Source organism: Streptomyces sp. NPDC059816, from assembly GCF_042732055.1.
Taxonomy (GTDB): Bacteria; Actinomycetota; Actinomycetes; order Streptomycetales; family Streptomycetaceae; genus Streptomyces.
Genome location: NZ_JBHWIQ010000042.1, coordinates 15774 through 37814, shown reverse-complemented (window position 1 = coordinate 37814; position 22041 = coordinate 15774). Strand labels below are relative to the sequence as shown.

At 72.7% G+C, this 22041-nt stretch carries 17 protein-coding genes; 8 read left to right on the top strand and 9 right to left on the bottom strand.

Annotation, left to right across the window (positions count from 1 at the left end; translation table 11 throughout):
* The first annotated feature begins 495 nt into the window (after window positions 1–495).
* Complete coding sequence (locus ACFV88_RS33940; protein ID WP_385495999.1) at window positions 496–1605, top strand: LacI family DNA-binding transcriptional regulator; 1110 nt, start codon at window positions 496–498, stop codon at window positions 1603–1605.
* Window positions 1606–1645: 40 nt separating this feature from the next.
* Here the strand turns inward: ACFV88_RS33940 and ACFV88_RS33935 are convergent, their stop codons facing one another.
* Entirely contained in the window at window positions 1646–2728 is a 1083-nt protein-coding gene (locus ACFV88_RS33935) for an acetylxylan esterase (RefSeq protein ID WP_385495998.1), read from the bottom strand.
* A 525-nt stretch (window positions 2729–3253) separates the two neighbouring features.
* On the opposite strand from ACFV88_RS33935, the gene ACFV88_RS33930 reads away from it, so the two are divergent.
* The 5 genes from ACFV88_RS33930 to ACFV88_RS33910 all read left to right on the top strand — a co-directional run bounded on the left by ACFV88_RS33930 (window position 3254) and on the right by ACFV88_RS33910 (window position 9331).
* Window positions 3254–4498 carry a sugar ABC transporter substrate-binding protein gene (locus tag ACFV88_RS33930; RefSeq protein ID WP_385495997.1) on the top strand — a complete coding sequence of 415 codons (1245 nt, stop codon included), beginning with the start codon at window positions 3254–3256 and terminating at the stop codon, window positions 4496–4498.
* 5 nt (window positions 4499–4503) lie between these two features.
* Window positions 4504–5517, top strand: coding sequence for a carbohydrate ABC transporter permease (locus ACFV88_RS33925; protein WP_385495996.1), 1014 nt, complete (start codon window positions 4504–4506; stop codon window positions 5515–5517).
* On the top strand, window positions 5514–6419 hold the full coding sequence (locus ACFV88_RS33920; protein WP_385495995.1) for a carbohydrate ABC transporter permease: 906 nt from the start codon (window positions 5514–5516) through the stop codon (window positions 6417–6419). The genes ACFV88_RS33925 and ACFV88_RS33920 overlap by 4 nt, the downstream gene beginning before the upstream one ends.
* A 117-nt stretch (window positions 6420–6536) precedes the next feature.
* Window positions 6537–7733 carry a glycoside hydrolase family 1 protein gene (locus ACFV88_RS33915; RefSeq protein ID WP_385495994.1) on the top strand — a complete coding sequence of 399 codons (1197 nt, stop codon included), beginning with the start codon at window positions 6537–6539 and terminating at the stop codon, window positions 7731–7733.
* 179 nt (window positions 7734–7912) lie between these two features.
* Window positions 7913–9331 carry a glucoamylase family protein gene (locus ACFV88_RS33910; protein WP_385496010.1) on the top strand — a complete coding sequence of 473 codons (1419 nt, stop codon included), beginning with the start codon at window positions 7913–7915 and terminating at the stop codon, window positions 9329–9331.
* 17 nt (window positions 9332–9348) lie between these two features.
* On the opposite strand, the gene ACFV88_RS33905 is transcribed toward ACFV88_RS33910, so the two are convergent.
* The gene (locus ACFV88_RS33905) at window positions 9349–9729 is read right to left on the bottom strand and encodes a hypothetical protein (protein ID WP_385495993.1); all 381 of its coding nucleotides are present in this window, start codon (window positions 9727–9729) and stop codon (window positions 9349–9351) included.
* A gap of 242 nt (window positions 9730–9971) precedes the next feature.
* Here ACFV88_RS33905 and ACFV88_RS33900 point away from each other — a divergent pair, with 242 nt between their 5' ends.
* Together ACFV88_RS33900 and ACFV88_RS33895 are read left to right on the top strand one after the other, a co-directional pair.
* On the top strand, window positions 9972–12023 hold the full coding sequence (locus ACFV88_RS33900; RefSeq protein ID WP_385495992.1) for a TPM domain-containing protein: 2052 nt from the start codon (window positions 9972–9974) through the stop codon (window positions 12021–12023).
* Between the two features lie 85 nt (window positions 12024–12108).
* A complete protein-coding gene (locus tag ACFV88_RS33895) occupies window positions 12109–12822 on the top strand; it encodes a PspA/IM30 family protein (RefSeq protein ID WP_385495991.1) in 714 nt (237 codons plus the stop codon).
* Between the two features lie 37 nt (window positions 12823–12859).
* Here the strand turns inward: ACFV88_RS33895 and ACFV88_RS33890 are convergent, their stop codons facing one another.
* The 7 genes from ACFV88_RS33890 to ACFV88_RS33860 form a co-directional block, all read right to left on the bottom strand.
* The gene (locus ACFV88_RS33890) at window positions 12860–15541 is read right to left on the bottom strand and encodes a SpoIIE family protein phosphatase (protein WP_385495990.1); all 2682 of its coding nucleotides are present in this window, start codon (window positions 15539–15541) and stop codon (window positions 12860–12862) included.
* Between the two features lie 215 nt (window positions 15542–15756).
* Complete coding sequence (locus tag ACFV88_RS33885; RefSeq protein ID WP_385495989.1) at window positions 15757–16200, bottom strand: ATP-binding protein; 444 nt, start codon at window positions 16198–16200, stop codon at window positions 15757–15759.
* A 300-nt stretch (window positions 16201–16500) separates the two neighbouring features.
* A complete protein-coding gene (locus ACFV88_RS33880; RefSeq protein ID WP_385495986.1) occupies window positions 16501–16890 on the bottom strand; it encodes a (deoxy)nucleoside triphosphate pyrophosphohydrolase in 390 nt (129 codons plus the stop codon).
* 164 nt (window positions 16891–17054) lie between these two features.
* Complete coding sequence (locus tag ACFV88_RS33875) at window positions 17055–17237, bottom strand: SPOR domain-containing protein (RefSeq protein ID WP_385495985.1); 183 nt, start codon at window positions 17235–17237, stop codon at window positions 17055–17057.
* 389 nt (window positions 17238–17626) lie between these two features.
* Window positions 17627–18379 carry a GntR family transcriptional regulator gene (locus ACFV88_RS33870; RefSeq protein ID WP_385495984.1) on the bottom strand — a complete coding sequence of 251 codons (753 nt, stop codon included), beginning with the start codon at window positions 18377–18379 and terminating at the stop codon, window positions 17627–17629.
* 165 nt (window positions 18380–18544) lie between these two features.
* The gene (locus tag ACFV88_RS33865) at window positions 18545–19657 is read right to left on the bottom strand and encodes a DUF4190 domain-containing protein (RefSeq protein ID WP_385495983.1); all 1113 of its coding nucleotides are present in this window, start codon (window positions 19655–19657) and stop codon (window positions 18545–18547) included.
* 492 nt (window positions 19658–20149) lie between these two features.
* A complete protein-coding gene (locus ACFV88_RS33860; RefSeq protein ID WP_385495982.1) occupies window positions 20150–21751 on the bottom strand; it encodes a S8 family serine peptidase in 1602 nt (533 codons plus the stop codon).
* Between the last annotated feature and the right edge of the window lie 290 nt (window positions 21752–22041).

The window sequence follows — 22041 nt, the reverse complement described above, 5'->3', positions numbered from 1 at the left end:
CCGTTACCGCCGACCGCGACCCCGACCCTCCGGTACGGTGCCAGCACCCGGACGCGCAGGGTCCGGGGTGAACACGAACGTCCACGGGGGCGAGATGCTTCGACGGCGAGCCGATACACGCCATTTGCTCGATTTGCCGGATCTTCCACTTCTGATGAAAAACAGCTCCCCCGGCCAGTAAAACCCCAGGTCGCGACCTGTCGTCCCCGCGCGTGCGGGGTTGGTCCCGTCGGCCGCTACCGGCTCGGCACCACGATCAAGTCGTCCCCGCGCGTGCGGGGGTAGCCCCAACTGCGGCGGTACCTGCGTCCGCGCCGGTCAGCGATCCCCGCTCCGCGGGGCCCCACCCGCACCCCGCCCCCGGGGCACCGCCCCGGGCCCACCTTGCCCGCACCCCGCCCCGCGACCTACTGTGAATGCGCTTTCATTAGCGCAGGCACCCCGTGCCGGCGCACCCACCAGGGGATTCGTACGGACAGGCAGGCGGTCAGTCGGGTGAGCACAGCCCCCACGGTGTACGACGTCGCGGAGCGCTCCGGAGTGTCGATCGCGACGGTGTCGCGGGTGTACCGCAACCCCGACTCCGTACGGCAGCAGACGCGCGACCGCGTACTCGCCGCCGCGCGGGAGCTCGGCTACGTGCCGAGCGGGAACGCCCGGGGCCTGGCCAGCCGCTCCACGGGCGTGCTCGGCCTCTGCTTCCCGGACTACTCGGACCCCGACGCCGAGCACGAGGCGGGCGAGTCCGACGACGATGACGCCGCGATGCTCTACTCGGACCAGATCATCCGGGGCATGGAACGCGCCGCCCGCCGCCACGGGTACGCCCTGCTGATCGCCGCCTCGTTGTCGGGCGGCCCGGAGAGCCTGGTGGCGAAGGTCGCGGGCCGGGTGGACGGCTTCGCGGTGCTGGCCCGGACGGTGCCCACCGAGGACCTGGAGGTCATCTCGCGACGGCTGCCCGTGGTGATGTTGGCGGGTCCGCGCGAGTCCGAGCAGCTGGACCACCTCGACCACATCGAGGCGGCCAACGAGGACGGCGAGCGCGCGCTGACCCGGCACCTGATCGTGGACCACGGGCTGCGGCGGCTGGCGTTCATCGGGAGCGCCGAGGACTCCCCCGACGTGGCGGCCCGTTTCCGCGGGTACCGGGCGGCCTGCGAGGAGGCGGGCGTCCGGGTGGGGGACGAACCCGATCTGCGGGCCCCCATGATGACCCGCGCGGAGGGCGCCCGCGCCGCCGACGCCTTGCTCGACCGCGCGGAAGCGGACGGTGAACCGCCGCCGCGGGGCATGCTGTTCGCCAACGACCAGATGGCGGTGGGCGCGCTGCACGCACTGGAGCGCCGGGGCGTGCGGGTGCCGGAGGACGTCGCGGTGACCGGGTTCGACGGCATTGCGCTGAGCCGTCTGGTGCGCCCGGCGCTGACCACCGTCCGTCAGCCGATGCGGCAGATGGGCGAGGCGGCCGTGGAACTGCTGGTGCGCAGGTTGGGGGGCGACGGGAGCGAGCGGGTGCCCGGTGTGCCGGAGGTGGCGCCGGGCGTGCCCGTTTCGCTGATGCTGCCGGTGACGGTGGCCCGGCGGGCGAGCTGCGGCTGCTGACGTACGGCGCAATGGCGTACGGCGGGTGACCGGCCCGGGGTCAGGCGACCCCGAGCCAGCGGGCGAAGAACCGTCGCCGGGCCGCGTCCAGCCCCGCGTACTCGGCCCGGGTCCCCTCGTGCTCGAAGTGCCCGGCCGTCAGCACGTACGACTCGCGCGGCCCGGCCACCGCATTGTGCACGGCGAACTGTCCGGGCGGCGGCACCGCCGGGTCGAACAGCGCGGGTGCGACCAGGGTCGGGGTGCGCAGCCGGGTCGCCGCCGTGGCCGCGTCGAAGTAGCCGAGGACGTCGGTGACCTCCGGGTGCCGTGCGTGGTGGGCTCGCACCGCCTCGCCGCTGCCCGTGCACGGCATCGTGAGCCGTAGCGGGTGGTGGCCGAAGGTGGGCACCGTGAGTTGGGCGGCGCCGAACCGTTCGTCGCAGGGCAGCGCCAGCGCGCCGAGCCCGCCGCCGAAGCTCTCGCCCACGTACCCGAGTCGGGGTACCCCGGGCGCAGCGAGTTCGGGGACGAGGCGGAGCAGCGCGGAGGCGGCGCACCACAGGTCGTCCACGCAGCCGCCGATGACGTAGGTGTCGCGCGAGCCGATCCCGTGCAGGACGTGCGCGTCGGCGGTCTCGGGCACGTCGGGCTGGAGTCCCCGGGCGGGCAGTCCGCGGGCACAGGGCAGGATCGCGGCGGACCCGGGCAGCGGGAGCGGTAGGGCGGGCGCCGGGGTGTCCCGGCCGTCGTAACCGTGTCCGATCACGAACCCGTACCGGGCGGGCCGCCCGTCGGCGGGCAGCGCCAGCCAGCCGCCGGTGCGGACGCCCCCGGTGGAGGCGTACGTGAGCGGGTGGAGCCGTACGCCGTCCCGTTCGTCCTCGGGCGGGCCGACGACGGGGTCGGGGTCGACGACGCGGGCCGCCGCGTACCGGGAGCGCCAGAACGCGTCGAAGCCGGCGGGCTCCGGGGGCGGGGTCACGGCGAGCAGCCGGGCCGGGTCGTACCCGTGCGCGGGATCGAAGGGGAAGGGGTGCGGCAGGTCCGGCGCCCGCTCCGGCACGGCGGGCGTCGAGCGGGACGACGGCTCGACCGGTACGGATGAGCCAGACGGTACGGGCGGTACGGGCGGTACGGGCATGGCCGGAGCCTAGGTCGTGCGGGCCGCTGGGGGTACCGGGCTCCGAGCGCGCACCCGACCCCCTCGGCGGGCAGCGAGTTCGACCGCGGGGACCCTGCTCGCCACACCGCCCCGCCCCGGTCCCGCCCGGGCGGGGCGAAAGCGTTGTGCGCCACATTTCCTTTCCGTACGCAAATATCCGATCTAGCGTGCAAGGTGCCGTAACTCATGCCCCCCGCCCCCGAGTCGTGAGCCCCCACTCCCCATGCGACAGACCCCGCATCCACCCCCCACACGGACCCCCCACCCGGAGGGTCCACGCCGGCGCACGCCCGCGGGCCACCGGCCCGCGGGCGCCGTTACCGGAGTGTGATGTAAAGCCCCCTTGCATATCCCGGAACGCCTGGCGCAGAGTGATGTATGCGCTTACAGGCAGCGCATACATCACGGGCGGGCGTCCTGGGTACCCGAAGACGATCAGGGGTCTTCGGGTGTGAGGAGTCAGGGACGCCAGCAAGGCCCGGGAAGCTCAAGGAGGAGCCGTCCATGCACCGCGCCGCCAGAACCGCCACGGTCGCCATCGCCCTCGCGACGGCGTTCGGAATAACCGCCTGCGGGACGTCGGGCGGTGAGAGCGTCGCCGCCGACGCGAAGCAGACGCTCACCGTGTGGGCCATGGGCGCCGAGGGCGAGAAGCTCGGCGACGTCGCCAAGGAGTACACCGAGGCGAACCCGAACGTGACCGTCAAGGTGACCCCCGTCGGCTGGGACGTCGCCCACCAGAAGCTCGTCGCCGCGGCTGCCGCGGGGAACCTCCCGGACATCGCACAGATGGGCGGGACCTACATGGGCGAGTTCGCCGCGATCGACGCCCTGGAACCCGTCGACACCGAGATGTTCGACCAGAAGGACTTCTTCCCGGCCGGATGGGACCAGGGCGTCGTGGACGGCAAGGCGTACGGCGTGCCGTGGTACGTCGACACCCGCGTCCTCTACTACCGCACCGACCTCGCGAAGCAGGCCGGCATCGACGAGCCGCCCGCCACCTGGGCGGAGCTGCGGTCGGCCGCCGCCGCGTACCAGGACGAGGCCGGGACGAAGTGGGGGCTGTCGATCCAGCCGAGCGGCCTGGACACCGTCCAGAGCTTCTACCCGTTCCTGTACTCGGCGGGCGGCGAGATCCTCGGCGAGGACGGCAAGGCGGCCATCGGCAGCCCGGCCGCGGTGAAGGCGTTCGAGGAGTACGGGGCGTACTTCGACGAGGGCCTGGCCAAGAAGAGCGTGCAGCCCGGCTACGACGTGACCAAGGACTTCAACACCGGCGACGTGCCGATGTTCTTCTCCGGTCCGTGGATCATGTCGATGCTGAAGACCCAGTACCCGGACCTGGACGGCAAGTGGGCCGTCGCCCCCGTCCCGACCGGCGAGCAGTCCGTGTCCATGGCCGGCGGCTCCAGCCTGGTGATCTCCAAGGACAGCGACAACAAGCCGGCCGCCAAGGAGTTCATCAAGTACTTGACGGACACCAAGGGTCAGGAGGACTGGTTCGAGCGGACCAGTGACCTGCCCGCCGCCACCGCCGCCTGGACGTCGGGCGCGCTGGCCGAGGACCCGAACCTCCAGGTCTTCCGGAAGCAGATGGAAACCGCGAAGACCTCCCCGCCGCTCGCCGAGTGGTCAGAGATCACCTCGAAGGTCGACACCGCCATCGAGTCCGTGACCCAGGGCAAGGCCTCCGCCGAGGACGCCGCGAAGAAGGCGCAGTCCGAGGTCGAAAGCCTCGTGGAGTAGCGGCGATGAGCACCACGACCGGACCTGCCGCCGCCGGCGCGGCCAGGGCGAAGGCCGGGCCGCGCAACAGTCCCGGCCCGGGCGGGACGACACCCGACAGCGGGGCCGACAGCCGGGGACGCGGGCGCCGCAAGCCGCGGCTGGGCACGCAGAACCTCGCCGGATGGCTGTTCTCCACCCCGTTCCTCGTGCTGTTCGCGGTCTTCATGGCCTTCCCGATCATCGCGACGCTCGTCATGAGCTTCACGGACTTCGGGTTGCGCAACGTGACCAACCCGTTGGAGGCCGAGTTCATCGGCTTCGAGAACTACACGAGGCTCTTCAGCGACGAGAAGTTCCTCAAGTCCCTCTTCAACACGGCCTACTTCGTCGTCATCGGGGTTCCCCTCACCATCGGACTCGGTCTGCTGGTCGCGGTGCTCCTCAACAACGGCATCGACCGGGCGCGCACCTTCTTCCGCGTCGGTTTCTACGCCCCCGTGGTCACCTCGATCGTCGCGGTCGCCGTGGTGTGGCGGTTCGTCCTCGACCCGGCGGACGGGCTGATCGCCGGTCTCGCCGCCGAGGTCGGGCTCACCGCGCCGGACTTCCTCGGTGACGAGAAGCTCGCGATGCCGTCGCTGATCCTGATGGCGGTGTGGCGGAACATGGGCACGGTCATGGTGCTGTTCATCGCCGGGCTCCAGGCCATCCCCACCGAGGTGCGGGAGGCCGCGAAGCTCGACGGCGCCGGTCCCTGGGGCGAGTTCCGCCGGATCACCGTGCCGCTGCTGCGGCCGACCGTGCTGTACGCCACCGTGATCACCACGATCGGTTACCTCAACGTCTTCGAGGAGCCGTTCGTGATGACCCAGGGCGGCCCCTCGGACAGCACGCTCACCGTCTCGCTGCACATGTACCGCGAGGGCTTCAACTTCTTCCACATGGGCTATGCGAGCGCGATGGCGTACGTGCTCTTCGTGGTGATCATGGGCATCACCGTGCTCCAGCTCCGACTGCTGAAGGACAACACGGCATGAGCGCCACGAAGTCCACCCCGACCGCCGCCCCGCCCGCCCGGACCAGCGCCCCGGCGACCGCGCCCCGGCCGTCGACCGGCCCGCGGGCGCGCCGGGTCCTGGTGTACGCACTGGTCTCGCTCGGTCTGCTGATCATGTCGGCGCCGTTCCTGTGGATGGCGCTGTCGGCCTTCAAGACCAATGAGGAGCTCAGCGCCTCACCGCCCGTGTGGCTGCCCACCGAGTGGACGCTCGCGCACTTCGAGCGGCTGCTGGACCGCCTCGACCTCCCGCGCTACTTCCTCAACTCGGTGATCGTGGCGACCCTCGTCACCGTCTCCAACCTGCTCTTCTGCTCGATGCTCGGCTACGCGCTCGCCAAGCTCAAGTTCGCCGGCCGCAACAAGCTCTTCGGGCTGGTGCTCGGTGCGCTGATGGTGCCCGGCAACCTGATGCTGCTGCCGCTGTTCGTGCTGATGAGCAAGTTGCAGCTGATCGACTCGTACGCCGGTCTGGTGCTGCCGTTCGCGGCGGGCGCCTTCGGGGTCTTCCTGATGCGGCAGTTCATGCAGTCGATCCCGGACGAACTGCTGGAAGCGGCGCGGATGGACGGCGCCGGCGAGTGGTACATCTTCTGGCGGATCGTGATGCCGCTGGTCAAGCCCGCCCTCGCCACGCTGACGATCTTCACCTTCCTGGGGTCCTGGAACAACTTCGTGTGGCCGTTGATTGCCACCAACGACCCCGACAAGTACACGCTCCCGGTGGCCCTGGCGACCTTCGCCACCGACCCCAACCAGTCGGCCGGCTCCAACGGCATGCTGATGGCCGGGTCCTTCCTGATCGTGCTGCCGGTGCTGCTCGTCTTCGCGGTGCTCCAGCGCCACTTCACCCAGGGCATCGCCACCGCCGGCATGAAGTAGCCCGGCCCGCCCCCCTTCTCGTTCTCCGATTCGCTCCCCCCGCACGCCGGGCCGCTCCCCCGCCCCTCGGGCCCCTTGGGGCCGGAGCGCGCCCGCACCCACCAGAGAGACAGGACGATGACGCACGCCCCGACACGGTTCCCCGACGGCTTCCTCTGGGGGGCCTCCACCGCCGCCCACCAGATCGAGGGCAACAACACCAACAGCGACTGGTGGCGCAAGGAACACAGCGGCACCTCCCACATCCAGGCGCCGAGCCTGGACGCGGCTGACAGCTACCACCGCTGGCCCGAGGACATGGACCTGCTCGCGGAGCTCGGCTTCACCGACTACCGGTTCAGCATCGAGTGGGCCCGCATCGAGCCGGCCCGCGGTCACTTCTCGCACGCCGAGATCGCCCACTACCGCCGCATGGTGGAGGGCGCCCGGGCCCGTGGTCTGCGCCCGATGGTGACCCTGCACCACTTCACCGTCCCGCAGTGGTTCGAGGACCTGGGCGGCTGGACCGCCGACGAGGCCGTCGACCTGTTCACCCGTTACGTCGAGGCCGCCGCCCCGGTCATCGCCGAGGGCGTGGACCACGTCTGCACCATCAACGAGCCGAACATGATCGCCGTGATGGCCGGGGCCGCCAAGGCCGGGGACATCGGCTTCCCGCCGGCCGGGCTGCCGACGCCCGACGAGGACACCACCCGCGCGATCATCGCCGTCCACCACGCCGCGTCGAAGGCCGTCAAGGCCGTCAACCCGGACATCCAGGTCGGCTGGACCATCGCCAACCAGGTCTACCAGGCGCTTCCCGGCGCCGAAGGGGTCACCGCCGCCTACCGGCACCCGCGCGAGGACGTGTTCATCGAGGCCGCCCGCGGCGACGACTGGATCGGCGTCCAGTCCTACACCCGGACCAGGATCGGTCCCGACGGACCGATCCCGGCGCCCGAGGACGTCGAGCGCACCCTGACCAGCTGGGAGTACTACCCGGCGGCCGTCGGCTACGCCCTGCGGCACACCGCGGACGTGGTGGGCGACGTCCCGCTGATCGTCACCGAGAACGGCATCGCCACCGATGACGACGACCGCCGCATCGCCTATACGAAGGGCGCGTTGGAGGAGGTCGAAGCGGCGCTGCGGGACGGGCTCGACATCCGCGGTTACCTGCACTGGAGCGCACTCGACAACTACGAGTGGGGCTCCTTCGCGCCCACCTTCGGGCTGATCTCCTACGACCCGGTGACCTTCGAGCGCACCGCCAAGCCCTCCGCGGTCTGGCTCGGCGGACTCGGCCGCGCCCGGGAGCTCCCCACCGGGGAGTGAGCCGCGGGCGCGGGGCGGCCCCCTCCGCCGCCCCGCGCCCCACCGAACGACGCCGTCGGACCCGTCGCAGCCCCGCCGGGCCGACGGCGTCCCCCGCTACCCCCCGCTCCCCCCCCCACGCCCCTGTTCCCTCCACACCTCCCGACACCAGGAGCTGGAACCGCATGGACCGCATCCGTATGCACCGTCGATCGTTCCTCACCACCGCCGGGGCCGGGGCCGCCGCCCTAACCCTGGCCGCCGCACCGGCCCACGCCGCCGCGCACCGCTCCCCGTCCCGCGCACCCGCCGCCGACGCGCCCCTGCTGCACCGGTGGTTCCGCGACACCTACCGCTCGATCGACGCGATGACCACGGACTTCGGGCTCACCGCCGACAAGACGGACCTCAGCGGGCCCGGCCGCCCGGTGCCCTCCCGGCAGACCTCGCCCACCAACATCGGCTGCGGTCTGTGGTCCACGGTGGCCGCCGCCGGACTCGGGGTGATCAGCCGGGGCACCATGCGCCGCGACCTCGCCCGTACCGTCGCCGCCGTGGAGAAGCTGGAACGGCACCACGGCTTCTGGCTCAACTGGTACGACGCGTACGACGGTTCGACGTTGACGCAGTGGCCCGAGACCGGTGCGCCCGTCCGTCCGTTCCTCTCCTCCGTCGACAACGCCTGGCTGGTCGCCGGGCTACGGATCGCCGCCGACGCCGACCCCTCGCTGCGCCGCCGCATCGCCCGCATCCTCGCCACCGCCGACTGGTCGTTCTTCTACACCCCGTACGACGCGGCCGACCCGGCGCAGCGTCCTGGCCAGTTGCGCGGCGGCGTCTGGACCGACACCGACGAGCCCACCGGCCACCACTACGGCGCCCTGAACACCGAGCCGCGGATGGCGAGTTACCTCGGCATCGCGGACGGTTCGCTGCCCGCGCAGCACTACTGGTGCATGTACCGGACGATGCTGCCCGAGTGGGAGCAGGAGCAGACGCCGGGCGGCTCGTACGTCACCGTGGACGGCGTCCGGGTGTGGAACGGCCACTACTCCTACCGGGGTCGCAAGCTGGTGCCCAGCTGGGGCGGCTCGATGTTCGAGGCGCTGATGGTGCCGCTGTTCGTGCCCGAGTCGGCGTGGTCCCCGCACGCCTGGGGCCGCTCCCACGAGCACTACGTGCGCGGCCAGATCGAACACGGACTGGTCGAGGAGGGGTACGGGTACTGGGGCTTCTCCCCGTCCAACGTGCCCGACGGCGGTTACCGCGAGTACGGCGTGGATGCGATGGGCATGCAGACCGAGGGGTACGGGTCGCACGGGGTGGTCACCCCGCACGCCTCGTTCCTCGCCCTGCCCCAGGCGCGCGGCGAGGCCGTCGCCAACCTCCGCGCGCTCGCCCGGGACTTCGGCGCGTACGACGACGGGTACGGGTTCCGTGACTCCGTGGACGTCCGCACCGGGCGGGTCAGCGACTTCGTCCTCGCCCTGGACCAGGGCATGATCGCCGCGGCGCTCGCCCAGGAGCTACGGCCCGGGCTGCTCCAACGCCCCTTCCGGACCGGCGGGTTCGCCTCCCGGGTCAGGCCGCTGCTGGCCCGGGAGCGGTTCAGCAGCTGACCGCCGGCGGCGCGGGCTCAGCCCTCGCCACGCCCGTTCTCCAGGTGGACGATCCGCAGCCCGACGGCGTCCAGCGCGCGTTTGGTGCGGCCGTAGAGCCCGATCGACAGCTCCGTCGGCTCCGCCACCTCCTGGGGCGCGACGTAGGTGAGGACGTCCGGGTGGTGACCGGTGACCACCCAGCCCTCGACGGTGTCCGGCGCGATGACGCCGAAGTCCCCCGCGGCCGAGCCCGCGCTCACCGGACCGAACTGGGCGAGGAGCTCGGCGGCCCGGCCCGCGGGGTCACCGGACGCGGTCGCGAGGACCACACAGGTGCCGTGCTCGAACAGGGCCCAGGTCTTGTGGGGGTCGGCGAGGAGGGTGCGCCAGGTGGTGATCAGTGTCGGGGTGGTCATGGCGTCCAGGATGACCGCCCCCACTGACAGCGAGGCGTCCCCGGGAGCCCGCCCACGGTGCCGCGGCTGCCGCACGATCGCGGTCGCGGGGCGGGGTTCGGGGTCATATGTTCAAGGATGTGACGTCGCCCAGGAGTCGACCCCCGCGGGGTCCGGGCAGGTGGGAGGGTGCGCCGGGGTGGCCGGCGCACCCTCGGCGCACCGTGCGGCGGGCGGGGGCCGTGATCGCGCGTGGCGGGCCGGTGGCAGTGCTCGCGCTGGCGGTGCTGCTCGGGCTGGGGCTCGTGCTCGCTGCCGCCGGGGTCACCCGCGCGGACGATCCCGTACCGCTGTCCCGCACCGGGCAGATCACCGATACCGTCGGCGCCCTCGGTGACCGCCGCGACCGGGTCGCCGCCGCGCTGGAACGCCTGGACCGCGATCAGGGCCTCCAGCTGTACCTGGTGTACGTGCGCGACTTCTCCGGGCGGACGCCCCAGAGCTGGGCGGACGCGACCGCCCAGCGTGGTGGCCTCGGGCTGAACGACCTGCTGCTCGCCGTCGCCACGCACGACCGCCAGTACGCGTACTCGGTGGACCAGGACGTCCGACTGACCGATGCGCAGCTCGCCACGGTCGCCCGGACGGCGATCGAGCCGGCGCTCCGGGCGAACGACTGGGCGGGCGCCGGGATCGGCGCCGCCGACGGGATGGACGCGGTGCTGTCGGGGCGGCCGGTCCCCGTGCCGGCGCTGACGCCCGGCGACCCCGATCCGGGCAGCCTGGTCGGTCCGGACGTCGGCACCGGGGACTTCGTGCTCCCGGTGGTCGCGGTGGGCGCGGCCGGCGCGCTCGCGGTGTACGCGGTCGCCCGCAAGCGACGGCGCGCGAAGACGGTGCGACAGGGACCGGAGTGGGGGGCCAGGGCCCCGGGCGCACCGGGTCCCGTCCCGCTGCCCGAGTGGGACGGGCGGGCCCGCCGACTGCTGGTGACGACCGACGACGCGGTGCGCACCAGTGCGGAGGAGCTGGGTTTCGCCACGGCGCAGTTCGGCGAGGAGGCCACCCGACCGTTCACCGAGGCGTTGGAGTACGCCCGTACGGAGCTGACGGCCGCGTTCCGGCTGCGCCAACGGCTCGACGACGCGTTCCCGGAGGACGACGCCACCCGACGGCGCATGCTGGACGAGATCGTCGCGCGCTGCACGGAGGCGAACCGTCGGCTGGACGCGGAGTCCGCGGCGTTCGACCGGCTGCGGGCCCTGGAGCAGTCGGCGCCCGCGGCGCTGGAGCACGCCGACGGGGTGTACCAGCAGGTCAGCAGCCGGACGGAGGGCGCGCAGGAGACCCTGGATCGGCTCGGCGCCGCTTACGCACCGGCCGCTTCGCTGCCGGTGGCGGGCCATGTGGAGCAGGCGAAGGACCGGTTGGTGTTCGCGGCGGCGGGCCTGGCGGGTGCCCGCGAGGCGGTGGCCGCCGGGGACAACGGTCGGGCCGCCGTCCAGTTGCGGGCCGCCGAAGGGGCCCTGGACCAGGCGGGGACCTTCGTGGCGGCGGTGGAGCGGCTGGCCGAGGAGATCGCGGCGGCCGACCGGGCCGTGCCGGGTGCGCTGACGGAGACGGAGACGGACCTCGCCGAGGCGCGCGGCATGCTCGACGGCACGGTGGCGGGCGAGCCGACGGCGGATCTGAGGGGCCGGGTCGCCCGCGCCGAGGCGGTGCTGCACGCCGTGGGGGCGGAGCGGGCGGCGGGCCCCTACGACCCGATGGGCGCACTGCGGAGGTTGGAGGAGGCCGACGGGGCGCTCGACGCGGCGTTGACGGGGGCGCGGGAGCGGGAGGCGACCCAGGTGCGTGCCCGGTCGTTGCTCGGGCAGGCGTTGCTGACGGGTCGCAGTGCGGTCGGTACGGCGGCGGACTACGTCACCACGCACCGGGGTGCGGTGGGCAGCGGGGCGCGGACCCGGCTCGCCGAGGCGGAACGTCATCTGGCGCGGGCCGAGGGGGCGACGGGCGACCCGGCGGGCGCGCTCGCCGACGCCCAGCGGGCGGACGCGTTGGCCCGGGAGGCCCGGCAGTTGGCGGAGCAGGACGTGCGGGCGCGCGGCACCCCGTACGGCGGGCGCCCCGGTGGCAGTGGGGGGACGGGTGGCGCGGTGCTCGGCGGGATCATCCTCGGCCAGGTGCTGGGCGGTCTCGGCCGGTCCGGCGGCGCGGGCGGTTTCGGGGGTCCGTCGGGGCGGGGCGGTTTCGGTCCGGGGAGCTTCGGCGGCGGTGCCACCCGGGGCCGCAGGGGCGGAGGCGGGCGGTTCTGACAGCAGCTGCGGCACCGCCCGCGCAACGTCGCGACGACACCAGGTTCCGGCTCCACCACGGCGCCCTCACCCGAAAGGCCCTCCGATGAGCAAGCAGACCGTCCTCGGCCGTGTCACCCAGTTGGCCCGGGCGAACATCCACGCCCTCCTCGACCAGGCCGAGGACCCGCAGAAGATGATCGACCAGTTGATCCGCGACTACACCGCCCACATCGGGGAGGCCCAGGAGGCCGTGTCGGTGACGATCGGCAATCTGCGGATGCTGGAGCAGGACCACCGGGAGGACGTCGACGCCGCGGCCGAGTGGGGGCGCAAGGCGCTCGCCGCCAGTCGCAAGGCCGACGAGTTGCGGGCGGCGGGCGACGCTCCGGAGGCGGACACCTTCGACAATCTGGCCCGGGTGGCGCTGGAGCGGCAGTTGCAGGCGGAGCGGGAGGCGAAGGACGCGGAGCCGGTGATCGCCGCGCAGAACGAGGTGGTCGGCAAGTTGACGTCGGGCCTGGAGCAGATGAAGCGGAAGCTGTCGGAGCTCCAGTCGCGGCGCGACCAGTTGGTGGCCAGGTCGCGTACCGCGCAGGCGCAGAACCAGATGTTGGACGCGGCGAAGAACGTCGACGTGCTCGATCCGACGAGTGACCTGGGCCGCTTCGAGGAGAAGGTCCGTCGGGAGGAGGCCCGGGCGCTCGGCAGGCAGGAGTTGGCGGCCTCGTCGCTGGACGCGCAGTTCGAGCGGCTGGACGCGCTGGGCGACACCGCGGAGGTGGAGGCCCGGCTCACCGCCCTCAAGTCCGGCGCCTGACGGGTCAAGGGTGCGTCGCGGACCCGTTCCGGGTTGCTCAGAACATGCTCATCAGTGCTTCCGCGACGTCGATCTGGCCGCCTTCGCCGTCGGGGAGGGCCAGTTCGAACCAGACGGTCTTGCCCCGGTGGGTCCTGCGTGATCCCCAGCCGGCGCTGAGCAGGCCGACGAGTTGGAGCCCCCGGCCGCCCTCGTCGGTGGCGCGGGCGCGGCGGCGCCGGGGTTGGACCAGTCCGGCGTCCCAGACCTCGCAGACGAGGGTGCGGTCGAGCAGCAGCCGGAGTCTGATCTCGCCCTCGCCGTAGCGCAGGGCGTTGGTGACGAGTTCGCTGACGAGGAGTTCGGTGGTGTCGACCAGCGCTTCGAGGTCCCAGGACTCCAGTTGGGCGCGGGCGTACTCGCGGGCGCGGCCCACGCTCTGGGGTTCGCGGGGCAGTGACCAGTCGCCCACGGACTCGGCGGGCAGCCCTTGGACCCGGGCCATGACGAGGGCGATGTCGTCCTCGCCGTGGTGGGTGTCGAGGGCGCCGAGGACGTGGTCGCAGACGTCCTCCAGCGGGCGGTCCGGTTCGGTGAGGGCGCCGACGAGGGCGTGCAGCCCCTCGTCGAGGGGGTGGTCGCGGGACTCGACGAGGCCGTCGGTGTACAGGGTGAGCAGCGCTCCTTCGGCGAGTTCGACCTCGACTTCCTCGAAGGGTTCGCCGCCGACGCCGAGCGGCATGCCGGGCGGCACGTCGAGCATCAGGGCGGATTCGCCGGGCTCCAGGATGACCGGCGGGAGGTGGCCCGCGTTGGCGAAGGTGACCCGGCGGGTGACGGCGTCGTAGACGGCGTAGACGCAGGTGGCGAGGTAGACCTCGGAGAGGTCGGCGTCGCGGGAGGTACGGGCGGCCCGGGTGGCCTGTTGCACGCCGCCGGGGGCGCCGAGGCCGCGGGCGACCTCGTCCAGGGCGGAGAGCACTTCGGCGGGTTCGAGGTCGAGCAGGGCCAGGGTGCGGACGGCGGTGCGCAGTTCCCCCATGGCGACGGCGGCGCGCAGACCGCGGCCCATGACGTCGCCGACGACCAGGGCGGTGCGGTGCCCGGGGAGTTCGATGACGTCGAACCAGTCGCCGCCGACCTCGGTGGCGGCGTTGCTGGGGAGGTAGCGGCAGGCGATGTCGAGTCCGGCGGCCACCGGGTTGTCGGGCGGGAGCAGGGAGCGCTGGAGGATCAGCGCGCGCTGGTGTTCGCGCCGGTAGAGCCGGGCGTTGTCCATGGACACCGCGGTGCGGGCGGCGAGTTCACCGGCGAGGGCGCGGTCCCGTTCGCTGAACGGCTCGCTGCCCTTGGTGCGGGTGAACTGGACGAGCCCGACGACCGTGTCGTGGGCGACCATCGGCACGGCGAGGGTGGAGCGGATGAGTCCCCCGGGCACGCCGTCGATGAGGCGGGGGCGTCCGGTGCGCAGGGCGTCGGCGAACGGGGAGGAGAAGTCGAAGTGGTGGGTCGCGCCGACCTTGACCGGGGCCCGTCCGTCGGTGAAGGGGGCGTCGGAGACCGCGCTGGCGTAGGCGACCCGGCGCAGGTCGCCGCTGCCGCCGCCGGAGTCGGGGACGCTCCACTGGCCGGGTGCGGCGCCGTCCCCGTCCAGGAGCCCCTGGTAGAGGTCGACGGCGGCGAGGTCGCAGAAGCCGGGGACGGTGACGTCGAGGAGCTCCCGGGCGGTGGCCTCGATGTCGAGGGAGTTGCCGATCCGGGCGCCGGCCTCGTTGAGGAGGGCCAGGTTGCGGCGGGACTGGGCGGCCTCGCGGGCGGCGGCGTGGCGGCGGGTGACGTCGGTGCCCAGTCCGGCGACCCCGATGGGGCGTCCGCTGCCGCTGTGCACCCGGTAGAGGTTGATGGACCAGTGGCGGCGGTCGCTGGAGCCGGGGGCGGGTCCGACGATCTGCATGTCGGTGACGGCTTCGCCGGTTTCCAGGACGCGGCGCAGGGCGGCGGAGATCCGGTCGGCTTCCTGGCGGGGCAGGTAGTCGTGGACGGTGCGGCCCCGGTGGTCCTCGGCCCGCCCGCCGAACACGGAGGCGAACTGTCGGTTGGCGTGCTGCACCCGCAGCTCGGCGCCGAACAACACGAACCCGAAGGGGGATTGGCCGAAAATCGCCTGCGAGGCGGCGATGTCGGTCTCGATGCGGCGCAGGGCGCGGACGTCGACGACGATGCAGACGGCGGCGCGTTCGCCCTTCGCGTTCTCGGTGGGCATGACGTAGAGCTCGGCGATGCCGACGCTCCCGGGGTCCCCGTGGTCGCCCGTGAAGCGCGCGGCGCGGCCCGGGGCGGCTCCCCGCGCGTCCGGGTTCCCGCCGCGCTGCCCGGTGCCGCCGCCCCGCGCACCGTCGCGGCCGGGCTGCGCGTAACGCCCCGGGCGGGGGTACGGCCGGGCGGCCGGGCCCTCGGCGGGCGGTGTCCGGAAGGGCACCGCTCCGGTCCACTCCCGGCCGTCGAGGATCTCCGCGATGGTGCGCTGACCTCGGGCGCGCAGTTCCGGCGGGACGAACGCCTCGATGGGGTCCTTGCCGACGGCGACCGAAGCGGGCACCCCGAAGAGTTGTTCGGCGCGGGTGCTCCACTGTTCGATCAGCCCGTCCGGGCCGATCGAGAAGGAGGCCACCTTGAGGTAGTCGTAGATGGACCCGGGTGGCGTGCCCTGCCACATCGCGTCACCGCGCGTCTCACCCATCGCACCCTCCGACGAATGACCGGGCACAGTGGCCTGCGCTGGTATCTCGCTCACGCGAACCGTCCCCTCCAGCTCACCGCACCCGGTACCGGTCACCGGTGGCGGCTGCCCGCAGTATCCAGCACAACGGCCCCGCGCAACACGGTGTTCACGATCACAGCTCGGTCCCGACACTTTCCGGACCGGTGGTGACCGGTCCGCGCCCTCTCTCCCTTCTAACCAGGCAGGGCCAACTCGAACCACACCGTCTTGCCCGACCTGCCCGGACGCATGCCCCAACGGCTGGATGTGGAGGCGACGAGGCGCAGTCCCCGGCCACCCTCCTCGTCGACGTCGGCATGGTGCTCGGGGGGCGGTTCGGGCAGCGGGTGGGGCAGCGGGTCGGAGACCTCCACCAGGAGGGCGCCGGGCGGGCGCGGGGGCCGTACGAGCCGGACGCCGATGGGGCCGGAGGCGTACCGCAGGGAGTTGGTCACCAGCTCGCTGACGAGCAGGGCGGTCAGGTCGCCGAGGGATTCCAGCCCCCAGTCGCCGAGTTGTCCGCGGACCCTGGCACGGGCGTCACGCACGGCTCCCGGGTCGGCGGGGAATGTCCACTCCACGCGGTCGCCCTCGCTCCGATCACCCGGGTCGCCCCGGTCCCGGTCGGTGTCGATCACGCCGCATCACTTCCCTGGCCACCCGCGCGACCGCGTCCGGATTCATGTGCTTAGTGGGCACATACCCGATATGCGCTGCGCTCTATCCCGTGCGGGGCGCACAGAAGGTCGAGGAGCGCGAACAGCGCCCGCGCAGGGCGCACAAAGGTGGGCTCGTGCTCCGTCTGCGCACCCCACAACACCCCTGGGACCTGAGAGAACGCTGCATCAGGCACCGATCCGGGCTCCCGACGGCGGGCACCGGAGCGAAAGGCAAAAATCCCGTCAAGACGCCCGCACGGACGTGGGGTCAGCGGGGAATCAGGCGAACCGGAGCACTTCCCGTACGGCGGGAACGTCCTGATCCAGCCAGTCGACGGACCAGACCTCGGCCGGGCTCAGCCAGCGGACCTCGTCATGGTCCTGGAGCGGGCGGGGTTCACCGTCGAGGAGGTGCGCCCGCCACACCTGGAGGACGTAGCCGGGTTTGAGCGGCCACTCACCCGGCACCCGGGTCAGTTCCCCGACCTCGACGCCGAGTTCCTCGCGCAATTCACGGACGAGGGCGTCGGTCGGCGGCTCCCCCGGCTCGACCTTGCCGCCCGGTAGCTCCCACCGCCCCGCCAGTTCGGCCGGGGCGCTGCGCCGCGCCGCCAACAGCCGTTCCCCCGCGTACAGGGCCCCCGCGACGACCACCACTCGTTCCTCCACGCCCGGAGCCTATCCGCGGGCGCGGGCGGCGCCGCGACGCGCGGGGCACCGGGCGGACCGCGCACCGGGGCGGGCGCTCCACCGGGGTACGGGTGCCGACGTCACGCGGTACGGGGTGCCGGGGTGCCGGGGTGACGGGGTACCAGGGTTACGGGCCGGCCCGGTTACGGAGTGCTGCTCGGGCCGACCTGTTCCACCCAGTAGAGGTGCTGGTGTCCCGGGGCGCCGAGGCTGTCGGCGATCCGTTCCGCCTCCGCGCGCGTGGCGTACCGACCCACGCGGTAGCGGTTGCCGTTGTCGTCCTCCCGTATGACGAGCCAGGGCAAGGTGGCCGTGCCTTCGGTCATCGCGCCCCTCCCCTTTCTCCCCGTGGCTCGATCCGTGCCGTGTCCACCAAGGAAACCGCAATCTGCATATGCCCGAGCCTACGCCCGACCTTCACGCACCGGATATGCCTTTACACAAAGAGGTAGGCAACAAGCCATGGACAAGGGGGCACGCCTCCGTCCGCGCGCCCCCCTTGCCGGATCCCGAACGCCCTGCACACCCGGCGGGCGCCGCACCCCGGCCACCGCCCTCCCACAACACCGCGCCGTCCGTCCGCACAAAACCCCCCACCCCTCACGCGTCAGCGAACAACTCCCCGCACCCCACCGCGGACCGCGCCCCGGCAGAACGGCCAGATTCCACCCACTCCCGCCGACCGGGCCCGGGGCGACCGGGACCGACCGGAGCGCTACCGAACGGGCAGGTGGTAGGCCACCCGGTACCGATCGGCGGGAACGACCAGGTCGGCCGTCTCCACGGGCCGCCCGGAGGCGTAGAACGTCCGCCGTATGACGATCACGACGTGACCGGGCACCCCGCCCAGTGCCAGCAGTTCGTCCGCCAGCCCCGGTCGGGCGCCGACCTCCTCCGTGACGTTGTCCACGACGACGTCGATCGCGGCCATCCGCCGCACCACTCCCGTACCCCGCAGCGGCCCTTCCTCGGGCAGCATCACGGGGGTCCGACCGGTCAGGGCGAGCGGCTCCCAGGAGGTGGACAGCATCATCGCGTCACACCCGTCCCGGTACACGTACCGCGTGCGCATCACCCGGTCCCCGACGTCGATGCGGAGCCGTTCGGCCACGTCCGGGTCGGCGTCCGTCTGTTCGCTGCGGGACTCCCAGGCACCGCGCACCGAGCAGTCCGCCTGTTCCTGCTTGAACGGGGTGGGGCCCTCGGAGGGGCGGTACCCGGAGCGGGCGATGCGCCGGGGCACGGAACGCTCGCGGACGTACGTACCGGAACCGGAACGGCCCTCGACCAGGCCTTCCGCCATCAGGACCTTGCGGGCCTCCAGGGCGACGGTGTCGGAGACGCCGTACTCCTCACGGATCTTGGCCTGCGAGGGGAGACGGGTGTGCGGGGGCAACGAGCCGTCGGTGATCTTCCTGCGCAGATCACCCGCGACCCGCAGATACGCCGGCTGGTCACCGAATGTCACTGGCCCCTCCCAACGGGTTGACGCACAGCAACAGACTCGCAACCGTGGGTGGCGCCGTGCAACCAAGGGCCAGAGAATCACCCGAAGTGATGACATGCCTTTACCCAGGCCATTTCCCCGGGTATGGCGCCACGGGCCGTTGCCGGTGAACCGTTCAGCCGCGGATCACACGGCCGCCCCGACCCCGGGCCCCGCGTCCCCGTTGCCTCGCTCGTTTCCCTTGTCCCCCCTGTCTCCCTTGTCTCCCTTGTCTCCCTCGCCCCCTCCGGCGCCCGACTCCTCGGGATCGCTCACGAGGTGGGGCGGCGGGGTCGTCCCCAGGCCGAGCGCCTCCCGGGACGGAACCGCGCCGTCGGGCTCGACCAGGTCCATGCCCCTGCCGTAGTGGAGGTAGAAGGTGTCCGCGTCGGTGGCGCGGGCCGCCAGGTCCCATTCCTTGCGCGCCGCGTCGAGGTCCTTGACCAGCGCGGCGACGGCGGACGCGCTCCGCTGTGGCCAGGTGCGGTCACGGAGCAGGTAGGTCTGCGCGACCAGGGCCTCGGACATCTCGACGGCCCACTCCCGGTGGCCCGGCAGGTCGTCCTCGACGTAGGCGGCCTCGGGGGTCGCCTCCAGGGCGCCCTCCAGGCGCCGCGCCGCCTGGAGGTAGACGAGTTGGTCACGGGTCTGCATGGTGGCGTCGTTGCGCAGGGACCCGGTGAGCCGGGTCTTGCCGTCCGCACTGCCGAACATGCAGGTGACCTCGCGGTCGCCGAGCTTCCAACTCTCCGGGGTGGGCGTGAAGTAGTACACGTCGACGTCGGGGGGATGCGCCCACGAGTCCATCGCGTAGACGAAGCGCAGGTCGTCACACTTGACGTCGGCTTCGGCGGAGATCGCCTTGTCGCCCGGGTAGGAACCGTCCGCGCCGCTCACCCCGTAGGTGCCGAACGCCTCGCCGTCGTGCTTCTCGGCGCAGGACACCTCGTCGACGTCGTAGGTGAGCCCTTCGAGCCCGCCTTGCCGGGTGGTGAAGCAGTCGCCCTTGTTCACCGCGAAGACGGGGTACGTCGCGTCCCGCACCCCCGCCCGGACGTCGCCCCAGCCGCCGCCGAGCAGGACCAGCAGGTGCAGCAGCAGGCCGAAGCAGGACAGGGCGATCCCCCACACCGCCATCGCCTTGCCGCGTTCACCGGTGCGGCGCATGCGGGAGAGCGCGACGACCCCGAGGACGAGCCCGACCGCGGGCAGGAAGCACAGGACGCCGAAGACCAGCGCCGTGATCGCGAGCCCGCTCACCGGGGGCCGCGGCGGCGGGCCACCCCAACCGCCCGGCCCCCCCGGCCACTGCGGGTACGGCGGGCCCGGCATACCCGGACCGCCCGGAGCCCCGGGAACGCCGACCGGCGGACCGTAGGGGCCGCCGGGGTACCCGACCGGGCCCTGCGGCTGGCCGGGAACGCCACCCGCGACGGGCGCCGCGAACGGATTGCCGCCCGGTTCCCCGGAGCGCGGCGGCCGAGGCTGTTGCGGGGTGCCCGGGCCGGGCGGCGGGGGTATGGACACGAGTGTGGTGCTCCTGGGTTCGGGCCGGGGCGGCCGGTCGCCCGGGGGCGACGGCGGTGCATGGCCCGTGCATCGTATGTGGCGGTGCGGCAGGGGCGGCAGCCGGTACGCGGGGTGACGCGCCTCGTCCCCGTGCGCGGCGCGGGCCGCGGATCACGGGGACGAGGTGGGTGTCCGGTCAGCGGGCGGGCCCGCTCAGCGCACCGGGGTCACGCGTGGTGGGCGTCAGAACTGGAGCGCCCAGGAGTCGATCTTCCCCACGTCCTGGGCCGCGTTGTCGCTGACCCGCAGCTTCCAGGTGCCGTTGGCCGTCTCGGCGGAGGCGTCCACGCTGTACGTGGTGTTGATGTTGTCCGTCGAGCCGCCCTCCCCGTAGCCCTTCAGGGTGTACGCGGTGCCGTCGGGGGCGATCAGCTGGACCTGGAGGTCACCGATGTACGTGTGCTGGATGGCGACCTCGACGCCGAGCGCGGCGGGGGCGTTGCCGGAGACGCCGGTGACCGTGATCGGCGACTCGGCCGTCGCGTTGTCGGCGATGGCGTGGTCGTCGAGGTTCTGGAAGCGGTCGCCCGGCGGGTTGGTGGTGCCGCCGCCCACGTTCAGCAGGCGGTTGGGCGAGCCGGTGCCCGGGGTGCCGACCACCCCGGTGGTGGCGGCGGAGACCAGCCCGGCGGACACCTGCGCGGGTGTCGCCGTCGGGTTCGCCTGGAGGTACAGCGCGGCGGCGCCGGCCACGTGCGGGCTGGCCATCGAGGTGCCCGAGATGGTGTTGGTCGCCGAGTCGCTGGTGTTCCAGGTGGAGGTGATGGAGGTGCCCGGCGCGAAGATGTCCAGCACCGAACCGAAGTTGGAGAACGAGGAGCGGGCGTCGGTGTTCGTGGTGGACCCGACGGTGATGGCCTCGCTGACCCGCGCCGGGGAGTAGTTCGAGGCGTTGGCGTTGGAGTTGCCCGCCGCGACGGCGAAGGTGACGCCGGAGGCGATGGCGTTGCGGACGGCGGCGTCGAGGGTCGCGTCCGCACCTCCGCCGAGGCTCAGGTTGGCGACGGCCGGCTTGACCGCGTTGTTGGCCACCCAGTCGATCCCGGCGACGACCTGCGCGGTGGTGCCGGAGCCCGAGTTGTTGAGGACCCGCACACCGACGATGTTGGCCTTCTTGGCGACGCCGTGGGCGGTGCCCGCGACGGTCCCGGCGACGTGCGTGCCGTGGCCGTGGCCGTCCTGGGCGACGTTGTCGTTGTCGATGGCGTCGTAGCCGTTGGCCGCCCGACCGCCGAAGTCGCTGTGCGAGATGCGCACCCCGGTGTCGACGACGTACACGGTGACGCCCTGGCCGGCGCCGTCCGGGTACGTGTACTTGCTGTCCAGCGGCAGGTTGCGCTGGTCGATCCGGTCCAGGCCCCAGGACGGCGGGTTGACCTGGGTGGCGGTGGTGGTGAAGGTCCGGTTCTGCGCGACGGTGGCCACGGCCGGGTCGGCGGCGAACTTCTTCGCCTGCGCCTCGGAGAGCGTGACCGCGTACCCGTTGAGGGCCTTGGTGTAGGTGCGCTGGATCTTCGCCCCGTACTCCCTGGCGAGCGCCTTGCCGGCCGCCGAACCGGCGCGGGCCTCGCCGCTGCGGAGGGTCACGATGTAGCTGTTGTCGATCGTGCCGGGAGCACCGGCGTTCAGGATGCGGCCCTCCTTGGGGTCGGGCGCGGCCGTGGCCGGAAGCGCGGTGACGGCGCCGAGGGCGAGGGCGGCCGTGACGGCGGCTCCCAGGGTGCCGAGCACTCTGCGTCGCACGGGGTTCTTGGTGCGGTGCCCGGCATCACGTTGCAGTGCCATCCGAGGGTTCCTCCTCATCGATGGAGCGCTGGTGGGGGGTGGTGCGTCGTGCGGTACCGCTCGGGTGCCGTCCCGCCCGGGGTGCATGCGGGAGGCGGTCGACGGAACGTCCGCAGGGAGCGACGCCCGCCAAGCGACAGGGTCATGTCAACCAGGTCGCCCGAGGAATGATTGAACGACCCAGAGGAATCCACAAGGGCTGTGCGCGGATGTAACACTGAGGCCACGCACCCTTCATGACGTGAACTCATCCACCGTCGCGCCCCACCCGTCACACCACCCCCGACCTG

What these genes read in the sequence shown, in the direction of transcription:
- ACFV88_RS33935 (WP_385495998.1), bottom strand. Translation starts at nt 2,728, where the DNA reads ATGCCCGTACCGCCCGTACCGCCCGTACCGTCTGGCTCATCCGTACCG.
- ACFV88_RS33930 (WP_385495997.1), top strand. Translation starts at nt 3,254, where the DNA reads ATGCACCGCGCCGCCAGAACCGCCACGGTCGCCATCGCCCTCGCGACG.
- ACFV88_RS33925 (WP_385495996.1), top strand. Translation starts at nt 4,504, where the DNA reads ATGAGCACCACGACCGGACCTGCCGCCGCCGGCGCGGCCAGGGCGAAG.
- ACFV88_RS33920 (WP_385495995.1), top strand. Translation starts at nt 5,514, where the DNA reads ATGAGCGCCACGAAGTCCACCCCGACCGCCGCCCCGCCCGCCCGGACC.
- ACFV88_RS33915 (WP_385495994.1), top strand. Translation starts at nt 6,537, where the DNA reads ATGACGCACGCCCCGACACGGTTCCCCGACGGCTTCCTCTGGGGGGCC.
- ACFV88_RS33910 (WP_385496010.1), top strand. Translation starts at nt 7,913, where the DNA reads ATGCACCGTCGATCGTTCCTCACCACCGCCGGGGCCGGGGCCGCCGCC.
- ACFV88_RS33905 (WP_385495993.1), bottom strand. Translation starts at nt 9,729, where the DNA reads ATGACCACCCCGACACTGATCACCACCTGGCGCACCCTCCTCGCCGAC.
- ACFV88_RS33895 (WP_385495991.1), top strand. Translation starts at nt 12,109, where the DNA reads ATGAGCAAGCAGACCGTCCTCGGCCGTGTCACCCAGTTGGCCCGGGCG.
- ACFV88_RS33890 (WP_385495990.1), bottom strand. Translation starts at nt 15,541, where the DNA reads ATGGGTGAGACGCGCGGTGACGCGATGTGGCAGGGCACGCCACCCGGG.
- ACFV88_RS33875 (WP_385495985.1), bottom strand. Translation starts at nt 17,237, where the DNA reads ATGACCGAAGGCACGGCCACCTTGCCCTGGCTCGTCATACGGGAGGAC.
- ACFV88_RS33860 (WP_385495982.1), bottom strand. Translation starts at nt 21,751, where the DNA reads ATGGCACTGCAACGTGATGCCGGGCACCGCACCAAGAACCCCGTGCGA.